Source organism: Colwellia sp. 5_MG-2023, assembly GCF_030547795.1.
In the GTDB taxonomy this organism is placed as follows: Bacteria; Pseudomonadota; Gammaproteobacteria; order Enterobacterales; family Alteromonadaceae; genus Colwellia.
This window is the reverse complement of record NZ_JAUOPW010000025.1, coordinates 1-21,981: the sequence shown is the minus strand read 5'-3', so window position 1 is coordinate 21,981 and position 21,981 is coordinate 1. Positions and strand designations below refer to the sequence as shown.

Below are 21,981 nucleotides of genomic sequence, written 5' to 3'. Positions count from 1 at the left end.
ATTGAAATAAATGCCTTGTATTTGGCAATTTTTCTATGTATAAATTTGTTCACTTAATTAATGACACTGGTATAAAAAAAGGTCTACGCTAATTAGCTAGATAAAGCTGAGTTCTGTGTAATATTTAATTGCCCAAGAAATAATAAAACCAATAATAAAAGAGTGAACTAGCGTTATATTGTTATTGGGCCTAAGCGCTTTGCTACAGCTATTACATATAAGAGGTTTATGCTTTATTAATACCATTAATCAATTACAGATTGTGCATAAAGTTAGCCAACAATAATAAAAATTGAAATTTATTGTTAATAAGCTAGGTCTATTTTGTCATCATATAACGATAATTAAAAATAGCAACATGAAGTACAGCGTAATAACTCTTAGCATTCTTTTTATTCTTCAGATCCCAATCGTATATGCTGAAGAAAAAAGTGAACTTAGCACTGAAGTCACAGAAGTGATTGAAATATCGGGGCGAGCGATTCAAAACCACAATATTTCGCCTAAAAATGCCATGGTCAATGGCCCTTTTGGGGATGACTTAGGTTTAGGTGATATTGCTCGCTCAATTACGCCTATCACTCAAGAAATGATGGAGCAGCTTAATATTACCAGTCTGCAAGATATCTTGGCTGTTAGCCCGAATAGTTATTCAGCAAGTGGTTTTGGCGCACCAAGTTTACCTACATTACGTGGTCAATTAGGTGAATTGTTTCAAGACGGTATGCGTCGACAAGCTGGTAATAACGGCTTTGGTATTCCTTTATCATTTAATTCAGTTGATCAAATAGATGTTGTTAAAGGCGCGCCAACAGTATTGTTTGGTAGCAGTCAACGTAATGGTGGTTTTGTTAATTTACAATCTAAAAAAGCCTCTATTGATGAGCGTGCCGCAAAAATTAATTTAACGGCTGGCCGCTGGGATCAATATAGTGCTCAAATAGATGTTGGTGCACCGATTATTGAAGGTGAAAGTGGTATACGCGTAAGCGCTGAACATATTGATAACGGTAGTTTTTATGATTACAGTAGCTTTAAAAGCGACAGTATTTATACCGCCTTTCGTTTTTTACCAGACAGTCAAAGTACTTGGGATATTAATTTTGAATATTATCAAGTTGAGTTCACAGATAACGCAGGAATTAACCGCCCTACACAAGCGTTAATTGATGATGGTTTGTATATTACAGGTCAAGGTGTACAAAGTAATGGCAGCACTGTACCTGGTGCGGGTGCTATTGTTTCTCCTACAGGGCAAGTTAAAATAAATAGAAGTAATGTATTAACTGATCCAGATAATGAGAATGATGCGACTACCTTTTTGTTACATAGCACCTATACACGAGAATTAAGTGGTCAAACACGATTAAAAAATACTTCGTATTATCAGCACTTAACTCGTGATGAAATTGCACAAAATAGTTTTGTTGAAATAATTGATGGTGCTCATACTGCGCAAAATAGACTAGAATTAAGTCATAATTGGAATAATGAACAGCAAACTATCTTTGCAGTGGATGTGCGTTATAACAAAGTATTGGGTTACAGCCAATTTACCACAGAAGCGGATTTACCTATTGATTTAACGGGTCCTATTGAAAACCGTCGTATTCCGCTAACAACAGAGCAGCAAGCTAAATTAGTTGAACTACGCCCTGGTTTATTTGTTTCACCTGGTGGTCAGTACGACATTAATGGCGACAATGTTGGTGATTTTTCATTATCAGATACAACTGACTCAACAACTTGGCAAACAGGTTTTGCCATTCAGCAAGATAGCCAATGGAGCGAGCGTTTACGCACAAATTTAGGGTATCGTATTGATTTTTACGATGTGAAAGCTCGAGATCCTATCGCCCCTACAGGGCAAGAAGCCGCAAAAGATACGATTAATGAAACGTTACACTCTGGGCAAGCGAGCATTAACTATAAGCTAGATTCTGATATTACCGTGTATGCTGCGACTAGTTATAATCAAGCTACATCAAATAGTATGGCAGGTGGTATTACATTAGGGGCAGATAATTTAATTAGCGCACAAAACTTTGCTACAGATAATACGTTACATGAAGTGGGTTTAAAATATATTCCTAGTGACAGCTCTTGGTATGTTGATACGGCAATATTTAATCAACGTCGAAGTTTACGTAACCGAGATGGCAGCAACACCGGTATCGAAACCAAAGGTGTCGAGTTACAAGTATTTTATGATGCAGCCCCTTATTGGTTTAACCTTGGCTACAGCTATATTGATGCGCGTTATGACAACTCAACTAGTAGCCAAAGCTCAACACAAGTAGCGGATGCTTTTGATAACTCTCGTCCAGATATCATTGAAGGTACTGGCATCGGAGCGCCCAATTTTGCGTCATTTGAACGTTCAAACCGTCGATTACAAGGTATTCCAGAACAATCATTAACGCTAAATGGTGGTCGTTATATTACTGATAAATGGCAAGCAGGTTTTGCTGCCCTTTATACATCAAGTTATCCACTTGATTACTTAGCAACAGTACAAATTCGCGACCAATATACGTTAAATGTTAATTCTAGCTATACTATTAACAAACAAGCAAAACTACGTATTGATGTTAACAATATAACTAACCAAAAAAACTGGAGGCCTGTATTTGAGGGCGGTTATTTTGGTTCAACTTTGGTGTTTCCTGAATTACCTATTCACGCCAAAGTCACTCTACAATATACATTTTAAGGCAATACTTTATGTTAAAGAAATTACTCTTATTAATTATAGCGGTTACTTTGGTAGCACTATTCTTTCATTTTGATCTAAACCAACTATTAACGTTAGATGGGCTAAAAGGGTCAATGTCACAATTTAACGAGTGGCGAGAGCAATCACCTTGGTTAGTGATTGGCGGATTTTTTGTTTTATACGTTATTGTAACCGCACTTTCATTACCTGGTGCTGCTATTTTAACACTGGCTGCAGGTGCCTTATTTGGTTTAGTAGAAGGCTTGTTAGTTGCTTCTTTTGCTTCGACTATTGGTGCTACTTTGGCGTTTTTAGTCTCACGTTATTTACTGCGCGATTCTATCAAGCAGAAGTTTCCAGAGCGCTTAGCTGCTATTGATGCCGGTGTAGAAAAAGAAGGTGGTTTTTATTTATTCACATTACGTTTAGTACCCGTATTTCCGTTCTTTCTAATTAACTTATTAATGGGCGTAACTGCAATTAAATCTTGGACTTTTTACTGGGTAAGCCAAGTAGGTATGATCGCAGGAACATTTGTATTTGTTAACGCTGGTACTGAGCTTGCCAAAATAGATAGCTTATCTGGCATTTTATCTTTTAACTTAATTTTATCATTCGCTTTATTAGGAATATTCCCATTTATTGCAAAAGGAATCATCAACGTGTTTAAAAAACGTCGTGTATACAAAAATTATTCAAAACCTAAAAAATTCGACCGCAACATGATTGTTATTGGTGCCGGTGCTGGTGGCTTAGTAACAAGTTATATTGCTGCGGCAGTAAAAGCAAAAGTTACGCTTATTGAAGCGGGAGAAATGGGTGGTGACTGTTTAAATTACGGTTGTGTACCAAGTAAAGCCATTATCAAAAGTGCAAAAATAGCAGAGCAAATTCGTCACGGTGAGCATTACGGTCTAGAAAATGCTACTCCACAGTTTTCATTTAAAAAAGTAATGGCACGTGTTCATAAAGTTATCGCAGATGTTGCACCACACGATAGTGTTGAACGCTACACTAATTTAGGTGTAGAAGTCGTTAAAGGTTACGGTAAGTTAATTGACCCGTGGACTGTTGAAATTAAATTAAATGATGGTGGCACACAAACACTAACAGCTCGTACTATTGTTATTGCGACAGGTGCACGTCCATTTGTTCCGCCTTTACCAGGTATCGAAGAAACAGGTTATGTAACTAGTGATACATTATGGAGCAAGTTTGCTGAATTAGACGAAGCACCTAAAAAGCTTGTTGTGCTTGGTGGCGGTCCAATTGGTAGTGAGTTAGCACAAAGTTTTGCTCGTTTAGGTTCAAATGTTACACAAATCGAAATGGCAGAGCGCATCATGATCAAAGAAGATCTTGAGGTTTCTACATTCGCTCACGAAGCATTAACTGAAAGTGGCGTTAACATTTTAACTTCTCATCAGGCATTACGTTGTGAAGCGCGCGATGGTAAGAAATTCATTATTGTTAAGCGCCTAATCGAAGGAAAGGATAAAGAATTAGAAATTGAATACGACGAGTTATTATGTGCTGTAGGACGTAGCGCACGTCTTAAAGGTTACGGACTTGAAGAACTAGGTATTGAAACTAATCGTACTGTTGTAACAAATGAATATTTAGAAACTTTATACCCCAATATCTTTGCAGCAGGCGACATTGTTGGGCCATACCAGTTTACCCATGTTGCAGCGCATCAAGGTTGGTACGCAGCAGTTAACGGTTTATTTGGTCATCTTAAAAAGTTTAAAGTGGATTACCGCGTAATTCCCTGGACAACATTTATTGACCCAGAAGTAGCGCGTGTTGGTTTAAACGAACAAGATGCAATTGATAAAGGTATAGATTACGAAATTACTCGCTTTGAATTTGAAGAGCTAGATCGTGCAATAACAGACAGTGCAACTAAAGGTTTTATCAAAGTAATTACGCCTAAGGGTAAAGACAAAATTTTAGGTGTAACGGTGGTTTCTGAACATGCCGGTGATTTAATTGCTGAGTTTGTTTTAGCAATGAAACATGGTTTAGGTCTTAACAAAATTTTAGGCACTATCCATAGTTACCCAACTTGGGCTGAAGGTAATAAGTATGCAGCTGGTGAGTGGAAAAGAGCCCATGCGCCTGAAACTGTTTTAAACTGGCTTGAAAAATATCACACATGGAGAAGAGGCTAATGTTATCTGTATTACAAACAGTTGGACAAACTATGCTTAAGCAGCTGAAACAACCATTAGGCGGTGTTTTAATTGTAGTCAGTGTCTTATTTAGCACTGTTAGTTTTGCGCAAGGTTTACATCAACCTTGGCAAGCATTATTAAGCCAACATGTTAAAAGTATTAATAATGATCATAGTACAGCGGTTGACTATGCTGGATTTAAAAAAGAAGAAGCGAAGTTAAATAGTTATTTAACTTCGCTAAGCAAGATTGATCAAGCTACTTTCGAACAGTGGTCAAATGCAAAACAACTAGCTTTTTTAATTAACGCATACAATGCATGGACAGTGTCATTTATCTTAACTGAATACCCAGATTTAAAATCAATTAAAGATCTAGGAAGCATATTTAGCTCTCCGTGGAGTAAAGAATTTGTTTCCTTATTGGGTAAAAAACGTAGTTTAGATGAAATTGAACATGAATTAATTCGTGGAAGCGGTAATTATCCTGATCCACGTATTCATTTTGCCGTTAATTGTGCCAGCATTGGTTGTCCCGCTTTACGTGGAGAAGCTTATACTGCTGAGGCTCTAGAACAACAGTTACAACAACAAACGATACGTTTTTTAAGTGATGACAGTCGTAACAAATTAACGACCAAAGAATTACAAATTTCATCAATTTTTAAATGGTATGGTGGTGATTTTGAAAAAGGCTTTAGAGGTTCGAATTCATTAACAAGCTTTATACTTTTATATAGCGATGTGTTGAACTTGACAGAAACACAGCAAAAGTTACTAAAGACTAATCAAGTTGATATTGACTTTTTAGACTATAACTGGGACTTGAATGCCGCGCGTTAAAAGCTTGTCATCTCCATTTAGCTATTTTATTACTACCCCAAAGCAATTATTTATTGTTGCTTTGTGGGGAAGTATTTTGTGCGTTTTAGTGAGTGTAACGAGTGTCAATGCAACTGTATCTGATGAAGCTATCCTTCATAAAGTTACACCTAGTGAACCTGTCGTTAGCATAGCATCAACTTTACATTGGCAAAATATTGAGAAAAAAGGTGAAAATCAGCCTGTATATTTTCATGCATGGGGTGGAGACGCTCAAATAAATGCTTATATTCAATGGGTTGCTCAGCAAGTTAAAGCACAGTACCAAATTGATTTACAACACGTAAAACTTAGTGACACCAGCGAAGCTGTGAGTCGTGTACTTGCTGAAAAGTCAGCAAATAATAACACGCAAGGCAATGTCGATTTAGTTTGGATCAACGGTGCTAACTTTTCGACTATGGCTGAACATTCTTTATTATTAAAAGGCTGGGCAGATCAATTACCTAACTTTAAGCTAACCGATCCTGAAAATAATCCTGCCGTTACCCTAGATTTTGGTGTGCCAACTCTGGGGATGGAATCTCCATGGGGACAAGCATCGTTGACCTTTTATTATGATCAACTGGCTACTTCCACACCGCCGCAAAACTTAGGTGAATTATTAACGTGGACAAAACAGCATCCTGGCCGATTTGGCTATCCAAAGCCGCCTGCTTTTTTAGGTTTGAGCTTTTTAAAATATGCTTTGGTGGTTTTGCATCAAGATAGTCTTACTGTTTTAAAAGATAAAAACGTAGATAAACAAAGTGGAGATAGTTATCAAGATCCGCTTTATGCCGCTGCAACATCAGAAAATATCGACGAAGTTTTACAGCCTTTATGGGCTTTTTTAGATGAATTACATCCTAATTTGTGGCGCAAAGGTAAACACTTTATGCAAACAGGTGTTGAAATGCGTCGTTTAGTGGATGATACCGAATTAAGTTTAGCATTTACTTTTTCAGGCCCTGAAATTCCGGCAGCGGTTAAACGTTACGATTTACCGCAAAGTATTCGCAGTTATGCTATGGCCGATGGCAGTTTAAGTAATACACATTTTGTTGGCATTCCTTATAATGCTAGCCATGCCGCAGGTGCACAACTTGTCGCCAACTTTTTATTGAGCCCACAAGCACAAGCTTATAAGCAACAAGCAGAAGTGTGGGGTGATAAAACAGTGCTTATTGCTTCTACGTTAACAGCATCACAACAAAACTTATTTAAAACACAAACACCACATCCAAGTGCTTTAGCTTTTAATAGTATTACACGTACCTTAAGTGAGCCTCACCCAAGTTGGGTTGAAGCTATAACGCAAGGCTGGAAAAAACGTTATGGAGTTACTCCGTGACTGAAATAAACAGCAGTAAAAGTACTATTCAAAAAAGTAAGCAAAAAAATAGCCAAAGCGGCAGTCAGTTAAATCATTCAACTGATTGGTTTACGCGTATGGTTAAATTTAGCCCTAAATTTCTACTGCTATTACTAATTGTGCCTGTATTTGGCGGCTTAATTGGTGTTTTACTTCCCGCTTTTGGTTGGGCACCAGCATTGAGTCAATATGATTTGGGCTTACAGGGCTTCAATGCTCTTTGGCAAACATCAGGTTTTGGCCGGATGATCGGTTTGAGTATTGCAACAGGTTTATTGAGTACGTTACTCGCTTTTGTTGTTACCTTGATGATATTAGGGGCGTTTTTTAATAGTGTGTGGTTAGATCGTATTCAACAAGTTTTAAGTCCTATTCTTGTTATTCCTCATGCCGCGGCTGCCATTGCGGTTGGTTTTTTAATTGCACCATCAGGTATGATTTCTCGTTTATTTTCTCCTTGGCTAAGTGGTTGGGAATTAGCGCCTAATGGATTGTTTCCGCACGATCCATACGGTATTAGTATCATTTTAGGCTTAACCCTTAAAGAGCTACCATTTTTATTATTAATGGCTTTAGGCGCTTTAGCTCAACCTGAATTAGGTAAGAAGTTGCGCCAACAACATAAAGTAGCGCTTAATTTGGGATATTGCCCAATGACAGCTTTTTATAAAGTTGTACTGCCTAGTTTATATCCTTTATTACGTTTACCACTTTTAGCTGTATTAGCTTACGCTAGTTCAAGTGTCGAAATGCCGCTTATATTAGGACCTAATACGCCACCAACACTTGCTGTTGCTATTATGCATTGGTTTAACGATGTTGATTTAAATTTACGTATTAAGGCCTCAGCAGGCGCTTTAATACAACTAGCATTAACAGGTGGTTTGTTAGCATTATGGCTTTTAGGCGAGAAATTGGTTAAATGCTTATTTTGTGAATCACTCACCAACGGTAAACGTGAATACGCTGGCTCTTACTGGCAAAAAGTGACAGGTGCGATAACAATATTAGTTATTAGTTTTATTGGCCTAGCTTTACTTGGTTTAGTGCTTTGGTCAATTGCAGGTTTTTGGCGTTTCCCGTCGGCACTACCTGATTCATTCACTTTATTACACTGGCAAAGTGCTGTAATGCAAATGGGCGAGCCTTTAGTTAATACTCTGGTTATCGGTATAATAACGACATTAATTGCGATTTCATTAACGCTACTTTGCTTAGAATCAGAGCAAATAAAAGGAAAGTTACTGTCACGCTTTACCAGTTTAATTATTTATATTCCTTTGCTTGTGCCTAGTATTGCGTTTTTATTCGGACTTGTTTGGATACAACAATTAATAGCAGTGCAAGTCAGTTTTATTAGCTATATTAATGTGGTGATAGCGCATTTGTTGTTTGTTTTACCCTATGTGTTTTTGTCTTTGGCGAGTAGTTACAGACAATTAGATTCACGTTTTGCTATTGTTGCTGCCAGTTTAGGCACTAAACCTTGTAAAGTGTTCTTAAAAGTAAAACTGCCGCAATTAATTGCACCGATCTTAATTGCGGCAGCATTAGGTTTAGCAATAAGTTTTGGTCAGTACTTACCAACATTATTAGCTGGCGGGGGACGTATAACTACCATTACCACTGAAGCTATCACCCTAGCTAATGGCGCAAGTCGACGTACCAGCGCTGTGTACGCACTTATGCAAATGTTATTACCGCTTATTGGTTTTATATTGGCGTGGGTTTTACCTAAGTTTATTTACAAAGTTGCACATCGTTAAGGTTATTAAATGCAATCATCTTTACATATAAAGAATTTACAATTGTTTCGTCAAAACGAGTTATTACTGAGTTTAAACGAACAAGTTAATGGTGGTGAAATTCTCACACTTATGGGGCCGTCGGGCAGTGGTAAATCAAGTTTACTTAACTGGCTAACGGGCGCTCTTCCATCTGGCTTTCATGCCAATGGAGAAGTGTGGTTAAACGATACTAATATTACTTTTACACCTGCACATCAACGACATGTTGGTGTGCTATATCAAGATGCTTTGTTGTTTTCTCATTTATCAGTGGCAGGTAATATCGCTTTTGCTATGCCGCCGGGTAATAAAAAACAACGTCTTGATAAAATAGAAGCTTCATTAGCGCAAGTTGGTTTGAAAGGTTTAGCTGATCGACACCCTGATAACCTCTCAGGTGGCCAACAAGCGCGAGTTGCATTGCTTCGCGTATTACTAAGTGAACCTAAAGCAATTTTGCTTGATGAGCCTTTTAGCAAACTAGATTCACAACTGCGCGAAGATACTCGTGAATTGGTGTTTGAGCAAATTCGATATCATCAACTGCCTGCAATTATGGTGACCCATGACCATAGTGATGCAGAAGCAGCCGATGGAAAAATTATTACCCTAAGTAAGCTAAGCTAAAGAGTTAGCTTAAATAAAACAGAGTAAGTTTGATGTTAGATAAATATATCACGCCCGTTATAAAGCCTTTGTTAACGCCTGTTGTTAGCTTATTGCACAAACGTAATATCACCGCCGATCAACTGACTTTTTATGGTTTTTTAGTCGGCATGTTAGCCGTACCCTTGTTAGCCTTTCAGTTATGGTATTGGGCACTTGCAGCTATTGTCGTTAATCGTATTTTAGATGGCTTAGACGGCGCGCTTGCTCGTTATGCTAATCAAAGTTCGAGTGCTGGTGGTTTTTTAGATATCACCTTAGACTTTTTATTTTATGCAGCCATTCCATTAGGTTTTATTTTTGCCGATCCTGAATTAAATGGTATCGCAGGGGCTGTCTTACTCGCGACATTTATTGGGACAGGATCAAGCTTTCTCGCTTTTGCTATTGCTGCTGAAAAATTTAAAATTGATAAACCACAATTCAAATATAAAAGCTTTTATTACCTCAATGGTTTAACGGAAGGTACTGAAACTATTGCATTATTTGTTGCTTTTTGTCTATGGCCGCAATCATTCTCATGGTTAGCGCTGTTATTTTCTTTTGCTTGTATGATCACTATTTTTACCCGCATACATGGCGGCTATAACACACTTAAAGAGCAAGAAGCGTCATTACAAGAAAGCGAACTATCATTAGAAAGTAGTTCACACATAAATACTGCTGAAGGTACTGAGGCTAAAAATGACTAACGAAGTTTGGTGGCGTCTTGGTTGTTTTTTTAGTGTACTCATTATTATGATGTTGCTTGAATGGCAAAAACCGGCACGACAATCTCCTCTTAGTAATACTAAGCGCTGGGCGGCTAACTTTGGATTAGTGTTTGCTTCGTCAGTACTTGCGCGTTTAACGATTCCTGTTGGTTTAACCGTTGTTGCGCTTTATAACATGGATAACGGTATTGGCTTGTTCAATCAAGTTTTCTATACCAATTTAAATTTATCAGATTGGTTAACAATCGTATTAAGTTTATTGATATTAGACGTAGTGATTTATTGGCAACATAGAATGTTCCATGTAGTGCCTATGCTATGGCGTTTACATCGAGTTCACCATGCTGATGCGCATGTAGATACAAGTACAGGGTTACGCTTTCATCCTATTGAAATTGTATTAAGCATTCTTATTAAATTAATTGTGGTAACAGCGTTAGGGATTCCAGCCATAGCGGTATTAATTTTTGAGATCGCTTTAAATGGTTTAGCTTTGTTTAACCATGCCAATATTCGTTTGCCTCAAGTTATCGAGAAACCTTTACGTTTATTATTGATGACACAAATCTTACATCGCATTCATCATAGCCAAGTAGTATCAGAAACAAACAGTAATTATGGTTTCAGTGTGATTTGGTGGGATAGGTTATTTGGTAGCTATAAAGACAGTGCAATTAAAACAGATCAGCAGTTAGATATTGGGCTTAAAGAATTTCCAGTAGATGAAAAAAACACCAGTTTACTGACATTACTTTTTTTGCCCTTTAAAAAATAAAAAAAAGACAAATTAAATATAACTTTTTTGAAAGTTATTAAGTGTTATTCGGTCTATTAGTCAGCGAACAAAACTTTTATTTATTTAAGGAATTTATATGTCGAATACCACGCAATCAACTGAAAAAAGAGGATCTTCGCAGTTAGCAAATACTGATCTAGAAGAGAAGTTACAGTGGTCTTTATTTTTATTACGTTTAGGCGTATTTATTGTAATGTTTATCTGGACGATTGATAAATTTGTTAACCCAGGTCATAGCATTCGTATTTTCGAAGGTTTTTATAATATTGCTGGTTTAAGTGAAACAATAGCCTATATTTTAGGTGGTTTGCAGCTTATCTTAGTTATCGCTTTTCTATTTGGTATTAAAAAACGTATTACTTACGGTCTTATTTTTCTTATGCATGCAGGTTCAACATTTTCTGCTTACGAACAATACCTTGATGCATTCAAGCACTTATTATTCTTTGCTGCATGGCCTATGCTTGCTGCTTGTGCTGCTCTTTATTTATTAAGAGACGCTGATACTAAGTTTACAGTAGGAAACTAAACTGACCTCAAAGATCAGTAGTACAATATTCATATCAAATTAACACTGTTAATTTCTAGCTTGTGATATGAAGATGATTTAGTGAAACTAGGACTCGTAAATGATCCTAGTTTCATTTCAAACTAAGCTTTTTCTAGTAGTATCAAGCTAATACTTTAATCTGATTTAAAGAAGTAACTCTTACATGAGTTTGAAAATAATACTTTGTTGTTTTTCTACCATCCACAGCTAAATGAATTTTTACACGCTTAGCCTCGCCAGTGACTTCAATCGTTTTATTAATAAAGAATATCTCAGGGTAAACGCCATACTTTATCGTTAATGCATCAATTAATTTTGGGTGTATAGCGACAGAAATATTCCTTCTATCCCGGTAATTGGTTTCTGTATTTAAAAAGATAACATTATTTTGACTGCCCGCAGCTTTGATTAGGAATTGAAAAGTACCTTTCACACCTCTAGGGGCGTTTTCTTCAGTTAATGCTATTAAGTTCATCACACTGGCTACATCGGTATTTGAATTGACTGTTGATGTTGAACTACATCCGCTAAGTATTAGCATACACACTAAAATTAAATATCTCATTATGTCGACTTTCTCGTTAGGATTTTGTTATTTGTATTCGTGTACTTTATTGATATATGTATTTTCTTTAGGTGCTTTAGGTGCTTTAGGTGCTTTAGGTTGCTTAGGTGGTAAAGAGTCAACGTATGTAATGCAGATATTCACCCAAGATGCTAAATCATCATCAGCTTCAAAGCCATCTGGAAGAACAAAAACCATGCTTTTTATCGGTTTGCCAGTAAAATCCATTTCCTTTGCATAAGGTTGAGATAAGCACTTTTCGTAATTTTCTGGCCCTATACGAGCCATAAGCTTATCACCAATTATTCCACAGCACATGTGTTTAGAAAGTAAGAAACATAAACCGCCAAACATTCTTTTTACCACTAGATCTTGACGATCTTGTAAGTGTTCCAAAAGTCTTGCTTCTAAACCGCGATCAAATGCCATAATCAACTAATAATTTTTATGTGGGAGTTGGTATTAAGCCATTATTTTTAATGCGATATATGGCGAAAAATTCAGTAGTAGAATTGCTATTTTATAATTACCTAAATATTTAAAATATAGCGAAGGTAGCTCTGCTGGATTCATGCCCATCAGTTTACTATGAAGATTCGTAGTAAAGCTTTTAAACACCATAATGAATAATGCTGAAAATGTGTAAACACTCATATTAATTAAAGTGCACCACCCGAAAAAAGTAGTTATTTCAGTAATGTTCATCATTTATTATCTCCATAAATATTATCGTAATCACCGTTAATTGGGTTACTGGTTTCAGTCAAGTTTACATAATCTGATAGTACAAAATTTGTCGCATTTCTTTGTCTTTACTCGAGGCCAATATCCATGATTGAAAAATGATGGCTAGCAATAGTAAATCTTTCACGTCGATAAAACCTATGTGCGGGAAATCGTTGAACACCTGAATCTAAGTGCAGATGCTGACAACCTATTTCTTGCGCATATTCTTTAAACCAGTTAATTAAGAAGGTTCCAGCGCCAGTTGAACGATGAGCATCACTTGTAACAAGATCATCAATATAAATATATTTATACCAAGCGAGATTTTCACCTACATTAAAGAGCAATACTAAGGCATGAAAAAGTCATAATATTATTTTTTTAATTTAACGGCTGTTCCAAAAACCATAATTTCAGATGAACCATCCATTATTGCACTTGTGGTAAAGCGAATGCCAACAATGGCATCAGCTTCTTTTTCCTGAGCACTTACAATAAGACGTTGAATTGCTGTATCTCGTGCGTCAGTTAACATCTCTGTGTAACCGCGTATTTCACCACCAACGATATTTTTTAAGCCAGCCATAATGTCACGACCAATATGCTTTGCTTGGACGACATTACCGGTAACGACTCCAACAATTTCTGCTATTTCTTTTCCTGGGATAAACTCAGTGGTTGAATAAATCATATAATTTCCTTAAAACATAATGATGATGAAGAATAACTCATTTATTATGAATTATCCGTGAAATAGGTGTACTTAATATATTACCTGTATCTAAATCATGTCTGTAGGAGTATAAAAATACTTTTTGCTTTGGCTGAATGAGCCTTTACTTGCTCAATGTTGAATAATTAAGTAATAGACTATTCTTTGAACTGGGTAATGCTCAGCTATAAAGCTACTTGCCACCAGCTATATCAATAAATGAGCCGGTAATAAATGAAGCTTCATTTGATAATAAAAAAGCGATAGCAGCCGCTACTTCTTCAGGCTTACCACCCCGCTGTAATGGTATCGATGATTTAACGCGTTCTACTCTATTCACTTCACCACCATCGGCGTGCATTTCTGTATAAATAAACCCTGGCCTCACACAGTTTACACGAATATTTTTATTTGCAACTTCAAGAGATAATCCCGTGGTTAAAGTATCAATCGCGCCTTTTGACGCTGCATAATCAACATATTCCGCAGGAGAGCCTAACCTCGCAGCCGCAGAGGATACATTAACTATTGCACCACCTTCTACCATTCTATTTATCGCTTCTCTGCAGCATAAAAAGTAACTTGTGACATTAGTCGTTAATACTTTATTAATTCTTTCTGCTGTCATTGCTGATATCGGCATTTGTGGAAATAAAATCCCAGCGTTATTAACCAAGTGTGTAATTTTACCCAATGATTGATCAATTGTATTAAAAAGACGAATAACATCCCTTTCTTGAGATACATCTGCTTGTACGGCAATAGCAACACCGCCATTGTCATTTATTTCAGCGACAACTTTATTTGCTTCAATTTCATTTGAAATATAATTTACGCAAACAGCATAACCTTGTATGGCTAAATGTTTAGATGTTGCAGCACCGATACCTCTGCTACCGCCTGTAACTAAAACGATTGGTTTCATGAATGCTCCGTTTAAAGTTATAGCTGGGCACTTTCGCTACTAAAGTGTGACCATACTTGAAAAGTACCAATGGCATACAATAGGCCAATAGTGAAAGTAATACCTGAGCTAACTAGCCAAAATGTTAAACTGTTTTCTGGAAACATGGGCATTATACTGACGAATGCCAGACTACGGATTAAGTATATGGCAGAGATTAAAACTAAGCCTAAACGAAGAAATGGCATTTTAAAAATTACTCGCGCACCTGATAGGGCATACAGAGACCAAACTGACAGTATAAGAACAATGACTAACGTGACTACAGTTGGATACCAATGACCATTTTCAGCCATTCTTGCCATTTGCTCCCCAGCACCAAAAAAGCGATACCAATTACCACCAAATATAATGCAGCCTAAATGAACTAGAGCGGCAAGAGCGCTGCATATCGAACCAATGATTAAAAATTTATTCTTATCGGTGCACACAATGTTTCCTTTAAAGCCTAATAGCTCATTAAGAGCCAATAACCTTTCTTTTAAATGGCTTATCTAATGGTTAATACACTCATTAGATAAAAAGCCAAGTATTTAATAGCCTACCAGGCATTAAAGCAAAAGTACCTGCCACTAATATGCCACCACAATACAGTATGATCATGCTTCGCTTATGACCACGAATATTTCCTTTTTTTATATAAAAATATGCAGCTGGAACTGCATACAATGTCAATAGACTAAGTAAGTGAATATAACCGAAATGGTTTAAAAAAGTTGAACCGAGTTGAGCTGGCATAAAGAGTGATATAATGGCCGTAATTAACATAAGTACCATATATATTTTACCTAGAGCTTTATGTTTAGGTGTTCCTTTGCGTTTAAGAAGTAAATAAGTTCCTATTATGAATGCAGGGACAACCGTTAATAAATGTAAGTAAGTTAAGTGAATATACCCCATTTCGTTTTTAATTTCCTTTTGAGTTTAAATAAAGCTTGTAGAATCAGCTAATGTATTGTTAAAAGTTAATAATACAATGAGTTAGAGTAAGCGACTAAGGAGTAAAAGCCAACTATTTTGTACCGATTTAAACTTACTATTGGATGAGTTTTGTCAGCCTAGCTCCATTTTCTTAATCGAATGGAGATAACAATACCTACAAGCTTTAGTGCTTAATTTTCTTCAATAGATGATTATCTTCTGTTTGTACTACTTGTTCTGCATGTCTTTTGATAGCAATTAACCAACCAATAATTAAGCAAGTGAGCATTGTTAATATATGTGGAAAATACAGATTTATATTACCATCCATCATAAGAAATAAATTGAGTTGGGCAATCACAAAGCTCGCAATAACTGAAAAAAAGAAATTAAGTTTTGAAAAATACGCGACAGAATAGGATAAAAGAATAGCCAATACGCCAAAACCTAAAAATTGTACAACTAAGATATCCCAGACCCACATAAACTTGATAAAGTTAGCTGGCATCGAAAATGCTGAAGTGTAACCCGTAAGATAAGCGCCTAGGTAGCCTAAGATCAACCCTGCAACCACAGAAGATAAAGTGCTTTTAGTCAAGTGCATGTTACATACCCTTGTATGAACCAGACTGTAATCAGTGTAAAAATAGAGTTAATTGTATTTCAGTCTATTGAGTTTTATTTTTTTAATGTACGTTTTTCAATTATACCTAAAGTTAAAAATATTATAGATGAAATTAGAAATACCCCTGAACCCCAAAAGTCTTGTTCAATAACATTGTAAATTAAACCTAACAACATAATAAATGAAGCACTTAAGTAATATTTAGAGGATGGTTTACTTTTCATTCATTCTTTCCTTAACTTGATAACTTATATACGTAGAGTCGATACTATTAACACTCTTATACTGAATAATACCAGTGTCAAATAACTATTTCACAACACTTTTCCCTTGTTGGCTGTCCAATTTTTTATACCACTTAACTGCTATATCTCCAAATAAAATTAGAAAGCCAGTACTTAAATATCCCATAAATAATACCAAAGTAATTGGGGGTATTTTTAAATCAAACGCCGTTGCAATAATCAACAAGATATTAGCCAAAATACCAGAAACAAAAATAGTTATACTTACCGAACTTGCATTTTTTACGCGTTCAGCAGAAGATTGAAGTGATAACAAGGCAACCACAAACCAATGATAGTTTGTATAAATCTCTTCCTTAGTGATAAGAATGAAAATCATTGTTACGATAAAGCTGAGAATTGGTAACAAGGCCACTAAATTCAAAAATTTACTCATCATTGCCTCGGGTGCTAATACTTAATGAGCAGATTGTTTATTGTAGAAATATTTCGTCATCATCGATATAACAAGCTTTTACAGGTGAGGGATTATTACTTTTATCAATGAGCCAGCATTCTTCGTAAATAGAACAATAACAAAGTTCTATTTTTATTTGAGTATCTGCTTTTAGAAGGTCTTTTACCTTCTCACCTTTATATGAAACTGGAGTAACACCTTTTTGAGGTGATAAGGTCCGATTGCTAATATGCGACTGTATAATATTCTGAAAAGCCTCTATTTCGCTCCAAGTCTTTATATATTTAGTACCATATTTAATTTTTGCATATTTAATTAAAGCAGGGCCAGTACCATTATTACTTACGCCGTAACTAAAGGATGAATTAGGGTTAACGCTTCTGAATATTTCTAATCTAGGCCATACGGATGATTTCGCATATTCACGATCGATATATGCTGAATATATCGAAGTGAAAGCGGTGACTAAACCAATTAGCAGTGCCGATAAGGCAACTATCATGTCGGGGCTTTTATACCACTTAATACTATCCATAACTTATTACTCTTTAACTAATCTCATACTGGGGAAATAAGGGGCCAATTAACGGCAGGTTTAACGGCAAAAATTGTTGGTTAGCATGGTAAATAAAGTGCAATAACCAACAATATTTTCTGTAGTAAATTTGACTATTTGTTTGATCTTAAATTTGCAACTTCAACTTCTGCATTAGCATTACGAGCCGCAGCTGCAACCTCTTTCGTTACAACAGTTTTACCTATTGGTGAAAGTGAGATACCCGCAAGTTTCAAATGTTGTAAAGAAAATGGGATACCTATAATGGTAATAAAACAAGCTATAGCGGAAAAGACATGGCCTAAAGCTAACCAAAAGCCAGCAAAAATAAACCAAATAATATTACCTAACATTCCCAAACCACCAGTACCAATGTCTTCGGATTGTGTTAATTCATTACGAGCGATGGCTTCTTTACCAAAAGGAAAAAAAGAAAAGCCAGCCATAACAAAACAAGCGCGTCCCCAAGGAATACCTACAATACTAAGAAAGGCTATAAGCCCAAAAAAGCACCAAGCCAAACCCATAATTACGCCACCGAATATAAACCAAATTAAATTGCCAATTGTTCTCATTTTACTTCCTTATATTAAATTACAATAGTTGTTTGATAACCTAAACAAATAGCCCTTCGTTAAGTGGCAACTTATATAGTGGTTAAAATAAGCGACGCAGCAACAAAAGCCAACTGTTTTTTGTCCTTGCTTAATTTTTTGAACTATAGACTACAGTATATATGCCATTATTAATTGCAAAATAGCTATGCTGCCCATGAGATACATAACCAATTTTCTAACTTTCAAAAACCTGACAACTTTATCATCAGAAATAGTAGCGAAAAAACCGCTCTTAAGTGACGCTGATAAATTAGCGTTTGTCACTGATCCTTTCGCTTCTCCCATAGCGTTTTCGGATAGTTTTTCCCACTCTTCTGGATAAGTTGAAGATAAATATTTACACATATCTTTGAATAACTTGATTTGAATAATAACAAGTAAAAAAATGATGCCTAATGGAATAAAATTATTCATGTACTTGAGTCTCCTGTACATATAACGTCTTGTTAAAAGAATGATGCGATATTATAAAAGCGTTTTAGGGGGAGTGTAATAGTTTGCTAAAATGTGAAACGAAATAGCATTTGGCAAATTGTGACGAGTCAGGCTTGAAACTCTTACTAGGTTCTAAATGCTAATAATTGCAAGCATATCGTCATTATCTTCATCCATGCCTACTTCTTTAAAGCCAAAGCTAGAATAAAAATTTTTGGCTACAGGGTTTTGTGGGCTGTAGCTAATTTCAATTTCTTTAAGATCTTTAACCTTTTTTATTTCATTAAGTGCTAAGTGTAATGCTCTACGGCCTAGCCCTTGATTCTGAAATTGTTTATCAATCATAAAGCGCCAAATTGATATTTTGTTTGATGTTTCTTGTACCCACATAAAAAAACCAACAACTTCGCCATCAGAGCATATGGCACGGGTCACATACCCCTCATAAAAAGATTCGACTAGAGACCATGTGTTTTCTGAAACAAACTCTTCTTGCTCTTTACTGACTTCAAGATCGCAAACCCGTTCATAGTTTTCTTTTGTTACAGGATGAAGTGATACTTCCATTGGTACTCCTTCTAAAATTGGCTAGTTAAAAATTTATTTGCGACTAGGCTCAAATGAATCATATCTTGGTAGCTTAGCATCTAATTCTTCCCAGTTTGCTTTTGACGAGACAAAATTATGAGATATAGGCCTTTCAGTAATATCTGAATCAAGAATTCCTAGCCTTATTCGATAACGGGTAGGATCTTGTTCATTAGAACTGTAAACAGGAGAACCACAGTTAGTGCAAAAATGCCTATTTCGGCCAGGTTTAAAAGAGAATGTACTTAAATTATTTTTACCTGAAGCAATCTCAAATTCAGCAGCGTTTATAAAGCCGTTAGTAGCAAAAGCAGTACCGCTATTTTTTCTACACAAAGAGCAATGGCAGTGGATGATATCACTAATTTCACCTTTAATTCTTATTTCAACTTCACCGCATAAACACTTTCCAAGGTACATAGTTTGATATTACTCCATTGATCTAATACCACATTAAGAGGTAAATTATAGTTGTTTAAAATAAGTGATTAAGGAGCAAAAACCAATAGTTATTTGTTTTTTTCAACTACGTGATATATGCCTTGATGTTTAACGTTTATTAACTCGACTTTTTTCAATGCCCACCTACCAATAGCTATACTCATTAATATTCTGACAGGGAAATAAATCAAAGCCGGAATACCAAACAACCATATTGCAATCTCTTTTGGCATAACGAGAAATGCTACTTGTTTTACCCAATATATAAATTCTACGTATTGCTTTAAAAAAGCATCTAATGAAAGGTAAAAGATAGAGATATCTGAGTTACTAATAACCCATAAAGCATAAAGGCCAAGGGCTCCATCAACAAAGCTACTAAGAAATGATGACCAAGCTATAAAAAGAAGAAAGATTCTCATTAAATTAATTTTTATGGATCGTATAACGGCTCGTTAACATAAACGACTAAGGCGAAAAAGCCAATAGTTTTTTATTTTAACAACTTATGGTTCGGCCAACCTATTTATTCATCGATTAATTTACTATAGATGATAAGTTTTATCTGTATCTGTTAGTTACGAGTGTTGGAACTAACCAGGTTAATTATGTCAAAGTAGATGTGCAAAAAAACATAGTGTTTGTGAACGTTGCTCAAATTTATTTGGATTATCAGATTAGTATAAAAATAAAACGTCAATGATTTAAATGCTTTATAGCTAATCCTATATCATAACTAAAAGCCTAAGCTTTTAGTTATGATATACAAGGAGTTAAACAAATAAAGAGTAAGCCATTGATGAATATTATTGATTGATTCTTACGCTAATTTATTTTTTTAAAATAAATGTTGCACAAATTTAAAACTCACATTATTATCTCGCCGCTTCTTGATGATAGCCAATCCGAGTACATTACAAACTTAGTTTGTAGCAAGGCAATGAGCAACTATCCAAGAGTGAACTTGACTGTGCACAAGCACTATTGATATCACTTAACCGACTCGTAGATAAACCTTATTCGAGCGGTTTTTTAGAACGTAATTAATGCGTTCTTTTACTCGGAGAATACCATGGCTTTATCAACAAAATTAGAAGGCTTTCAAATCAAAGTACCTGCAGTTACGGCTGCGGCTAACGAAAGCGAATGCTTTACTTATACGCAACCGACCAATCAAGAAATTGAGCAACTAGCAGCACAATATGGTGCGCCTTTAATGGTGCTTGATTGCGAAGCTATTCGTCGCCAATACCATGCACTTAAAAATGCACTACCGAGCGTAACCTTACACTTTGCATTAAAACCTTTACCATTAGCAGCGGTGGTGCGCACGTTATTAACCGAAGGCGCAAGCTTTGATCTTGCCACCAGTGGCGAAATTGATTTAGTTGCAGGTGAGGGCGTACCAAGTGAGCGCACTATTCACACGCACCCTATTAAACGCGATAGCGACATTCGCCATGCATTAGCTTATGGTTGTACTGTGTTTGTGGTCGATAATATTAACGAACTAGAAAAATTTGTTGCTTACAAAGATCAAGCCGAAATTTTAGTACGTTTAAGTTTTCGAAATAAAGATGCATTTGCTGATTTATCTAAAAAGTTTGGCTGTAGCCCTGAAATGGCGATCGAAATCATTACCTATGCACAACAGTTAGGTATTAGAATTAAAGGATTATCGTTTCATGTTGGATCGCAATCGCCAAACCCAACTAAATACGTCGATGCAATAAACGCCTGTGCGAAAATAGTTCTACAGGTAAATGAATTGGGGTTACCTGCATTGAGCACATTAGATATAGGCGGTGGTTTTCCTGTACCTTACAGCGCTGATGTATTACCAATTGATGTATTTTGCGCGCCAATTAACGCCGCTCTTGCTCAATTGCCAGAAACCATGCAAATACTTGCTGAGCCAGGCCGCTTTATTGTTGCAAGTTGTGTAACCAGTGTGGCATCTATAATGGGGCAAGCGGTACGTGAAGGCAAAACATGGTACTACTTAGATGATGGTATTTACGGATCATTTAGCGGTTTAATGTTTGATGAAGCGGCATACCCAATCGACAGTGTAAAACAAGATTTCACGCGTTTTGAATCTGTACTTGCAGGGCCAACATGCGACAGTATTGATGTAGTAAGCGAATCGATTATGTTACCTAAACTAAATAATGGCGACTTAATTGTTAGCCGTATGATGGGGGCTTATACTCTAGCGACCGCTACCGACTTTAACTTTTTTAAACGCGCAGAAGTTGTGGTATTAAATGAACAACTGCACAAGCAAGAATTAACGGGCTAAAAGCCTAGCTGAAGTGTCTTATACGGAAGGAATTATGGGAGAAGGGAAGGAATTATGGGACACTCAAGAGAATTATGGGATGGGAATTATGGGACATCCAAGCTTTGATTACCTAAGTTAATTTTTGTATTCTTTCTGTTATTTTAATCATACAAAACATAACTAAACAATCATTATAGATTTATTT

General features: G+C 36.1%; 27 protein-coding genes. 10 read left to right on the top strand and 17 right to left on the bottom strand.

The window, feature by feature from the left end:
• Window positions 1-358 precede the first annotated feature (358 nt).
• The 9 genes from Q4496_RS14545 to Q4496_RS14505 all read left to right on the top strand — a co-directional run bounded on the left by Q4496_RS14545 (window position 359) and on the right by Q4496_RS14505 (window position 11,619).
• On the top strand, window positions 359-2,713 hold the full coding sequence (locus tag Q4496_RS14545; protein WP_215973907.1) for a TonB-dependent siderophore receptor: 2,355 nt from the start codon (window positions 359-361) through the stop codon (window positions 2,711-2,713).
• A gap of 11 nt (window positions 2,714-2,724) precedes the next feature.
• Window positions 2,725-4,890, top strand: a complete 2,166-nt coding sequence (locus Q4496_RS14540) for an FAD-dependent oxidoreductase (RefSeq protein ID WP_303610721.1) — start codon at window positions 2,725-2,727, stop codon at window positions 4,888-4,890.
• Window positions 4,890-5,735, top strand: coding sequence for a DUF547 domain-containing protein (locus Q4496_RS14535; RefSeq protein WP_252727604.1), 846 nt, complete (start codon window positions 4,890-4,892; stop codon window positions 5,733-5,735). Before Q4496_RS14540 ends, Q4496_RS14535 begins: the two co-directional genes overlap by 1 nt.
• Entirely contained in the window at window positions 5,722-7,107 is a 1,386-nt protein-coding gene (locus Q4496_RS14530; protein ID WP_215973905.1) for an ABC transporter substrate-binding protein, read from the top strand. Before Q4496_RS14535 ends, Q4496_RS14530 begins: the two co-directional genes overlap by 14 nt.
• A gap of 98 nt (window positions 7,108-7,205) precedes the next feature.
• A complete protein-coding gene (locus Q4496_RS14525) occupies window positions 7,206-8,894 on the top strand; it encodes an ABC transporter permease (RefSeq protein ID WP_303610738.1) in 1,689 nt (562 codons plus the stop codon).
• 9 nt (window positions 8,895-8,903) lie between these two features.
• Window positions 8,904-9,542: an ATP-binding cassette domain-containing protein gene (locus Q4496_RS14520; protein ID WP_215973904.1), complete on the top strand. Its 639-nt coding sequence runs from the start codon at window positions 8,904-8,906 to the stop codon at window positions 9,540-9,542.
• A 32-nt stretch (window positions 9,543-9,574) separates the two neighbouring features.
• Window positions 9,575-10,273, top strand: coding sequence for a CDP-alcohol phosphatidyltransferase family protein (locus tag Q4496_RS14515; RefSeq protein WP_303610720.1), 699 nt, complete (start codon window positions 9,575-9,577; stop codon window positions 10,271-10,273).
• Window positions 10,266-11,069 (top strand): sterol desaturase family protein, encoded by an 804-nt coding sequence (locus Q4496_RS14510; RefSeq protein ID WP_303610719.1) that lies wholly within the window; start codon window positions 10,266-10,268, stop codon window positions 11,067-11,069. Before Q4496_RS14515 ends, Q4496_RS14510 begins: the two co-directional genes overlap by 8 nt.
• A 97-nt stretch (window positions 11,070-11,166) precedes the next feature.
• The gene (locus tag Q4496_RS14505; RefSeq protein WP_215973901.1) at window positions 11,167-11,619 is read left to right on the top strand and encodes a hypothetical protein; all 453 of its coding nucleotides are present in this window, start codon (window positions 11,167-11,169) and stop codon (window positions 11,617-11,619) included.
• Between the two features lie 142 nt (window positions 11,620-11,761).
• Here the strand turns inward: Q4496_RS14505 and Q4496_RS14500 are convergent, their stop codons facing one another.
• The 17 genes from Q4496_RS14500 to Q4496_RS14420 all read right to left on the bottom strand — a co-directional run bounded on the left by Q4496_RS14500 (window position 11,762) and on the right by Q4496_RS14420 (window position 19,914).
• Entirely contained in the window at window positions 11,762-12,205 is a 444-nt protein-coding gene (locus Q4496_RS14500) for a hypothetical protein (protein WP_215973900.1), read from the bottom strand.
• Between the two features lie 27 nt (window positions 12,206-12,232).
• The gene (locus tag Q4496_RS14495; protein WP_303610718.1) at window positions 12,233-12,634 is read right to left on the bottom strand and encodes a TfoX/Sxy family protein; all 402 of its coding nucleotides are present in this window, start codon (window positions 12,632-12,634) and stop codon (window positions 12,233-12,235) included.
• A 33-nt stretch (window positions 12,635-12,667) separates the two neighbouring features.
• Window positions 12,668-12,913, bottom strand: a complete 246-nt coding sequence (locus Q4496_RS14490) for a DUF6868 family protein (protein ID WP_252727602.1) — start codon at window positions 12,911-12,913, stop codon at window positions 12,668-12,670.
• Between the two features lie 104 nt (window positions 12,914-13,017).
• Window positions 13,018-13,278, bottom strand: coding sequence for a GNAT family N-acetyltransferase (locus tag Q4496_RS14485; protein ID WP_215973898.1), 261 nt, complete (start codon window positions 13,276-13,278; stop codon window positions 13,018-13,020).
• 26 nt (window positions 13,279-13,304) lie between these two features.
• Complete coding sequence (locus Q4496_RS14480; protein ID WP_303610717.1) at window positions 13,305-13,622, bottom strand: heavy metal-binding domain-containing protein; 318 nt, start codon at window positions 13,620-13,622, stop codon at window positions 13,305-13,307.
• Between the two features lie 214 nt (window positions 13,623-13,836).
• On the bottom strand, window positions 13,837-14,568 hold the full coding sequence (locus tag Q4496_RS14475) for an SDR family oxidoreductase (RefSeq protein WP_303610716.1): 732 nt from the start codon (window positions 14,566-14,568) through the stop codon (window positions 13,837-13,839).
• Between the two features lie 17 nt (window positions 14,569-14,585).
• The gene (locus tag Q4496_RS14470) at window positions 14,586-15,038 is read right to left on the bottom strand and encodes a hypothetical protein (protein WP_215973895.1); all 453 of its coding nucleotides are present in this window, start codon (window positions 15,036-15,038) and stop codon (window positions 14,586-14,588) included.
• 82 nt (window positions 15,039-15,120) lie between these two features.
• Window positions 15,121-15,507 carry a DUF2306 domain-containing protein gene (locus Q4496_RS14465; RefSeq protein ID WP_303610715.1) on the bottom strand — a complete coding sequence of 129 codons (387 nt, stop codon included), beginning with the start codon at window positions 15,505-15,507 and terminating at the stop codon, window positions 15,121-15,123.
• Window positions 15,508-15,712: 205 nt separating this feature from the next.
• The gene (locus Q4496_RS14460) at window positions 15,713-16,132 is read right to left on the bottom strand and encodes a hypothetical protein (RefSeq protein WP_215973893.1); all 420 of its coding nucleotides are present in this window, start codon (window positions 16,130-16,132) and stop codon (window positions 15,713-15,715) included.
• Between the two features lie 74 nt (window positions 16,133-16,206).
• A complete protein-coding gene (locus Q4496_RS14455; RefSeq protein ID WP_215973892.1) occupies window positions 16,207-16,377 on the bottom strand; it encodes a hypothetical protein in 171 nt (56 codons plus the stop codon).
• 85 nt (window positions 16,378-16,462) lie between these two features.
• The gene (locus Q4496_RS14450; protein WP_215973891.1) at window positions 16,463-16,837 is read right to left on the bottom strand and encodes a hypothetical protein; all 375 of its coding nucleotides are present in this window, start codon (window positions 16,835-16,837) and stop codon (window positions 16,463-16,465) included.
• A 34-nt stretch (window positions 16,838-16,871) separates the two neighbouring features.
• A complete protein-coding gene (locus Q4496_RS14445) occupies window positions 16,872-17,390 on the bottom strand; it encodes a hypothetical protein (RefSeq protein ID WP_159821798.1) in 519 nt (172 codons plus the stop codon).
• A gap of 134 nt (window positions 17,391-17,524) precedes the next feature.
• Entirely contained in the window at window positions 17,525-17,986 is a 462-nt protein-coding gene (locus Q4496_RS14440; RefSeq protein WP_215973889.1) for a YccF domain-containing protein, read from the bottom strand.
• Between the two features lie 150 nt (window positions 17,987-18,136).
• The gene (locus tag Q4496_RS14435; RefSeq protein WP_215973888.1) at window positions 18,137-18,442 is read right to left on the bottom strand and encodes a hypothetical protein; all 306 of its coding nucleotides are present in this window, start codon (window positions 18,440-18,442) and stop codon (window positions 18,137-18,139) included.
• Between the two features lie 153 nt (window positions 18,443-18,595).
• On the bottom strand, window positions 18,596-19,030 hold the full coding sequence (locus Q4496_RS14430; protein ID WP_215973887.1) for a GNAT family N-acetyltransferase: 435 nt from the start codon (window positions 19,028-19,030) through the stop codon (window positions 18,596-18,598).
• Window positions 19,031-19,063: 33 nt separating this feature from the next.
• Window positions 19,064-19,471: a GFA family protein gene (locus Q4496_RS14425; protein ID WP_215973886.1), complete on the bottom strand. Its 408-nt coding sequence runs from the start codon at window positions 19,469-19,471 to the stop codon at window positions 19,064-19,066.
• Between the two features lie 89 nt (window positions 19,472-19,560).
• Window positions 19,561-19,914, bottom strand: coding sequence for a hypothetical protein (locus Q4496_RS14420; protein ID WP_303610714.1), 354 nt, complete (start codon window positions 19,912-19,914; stop codon window positions 19,561-19,563).
• Window positions 19,915-20,564: 650 nt separating this feature from the next.
• On the opposite strand from Q4496_RS14420, the gene Q4496_RS14415 reads away from it, so the two are divergent.
• Window positions 20,565-21,794, top strand: coding sequence for a type III PLP-dependent enzyme (locus Q4496_RS14415; protein WP_303602820.1), 1,230 nt, complete (start codon window positions 20,565-20,567; stop codon window positions 21,792-21,794).
• Window positions 21,795-21,981 lie beyond the last annotated feature (187 nt).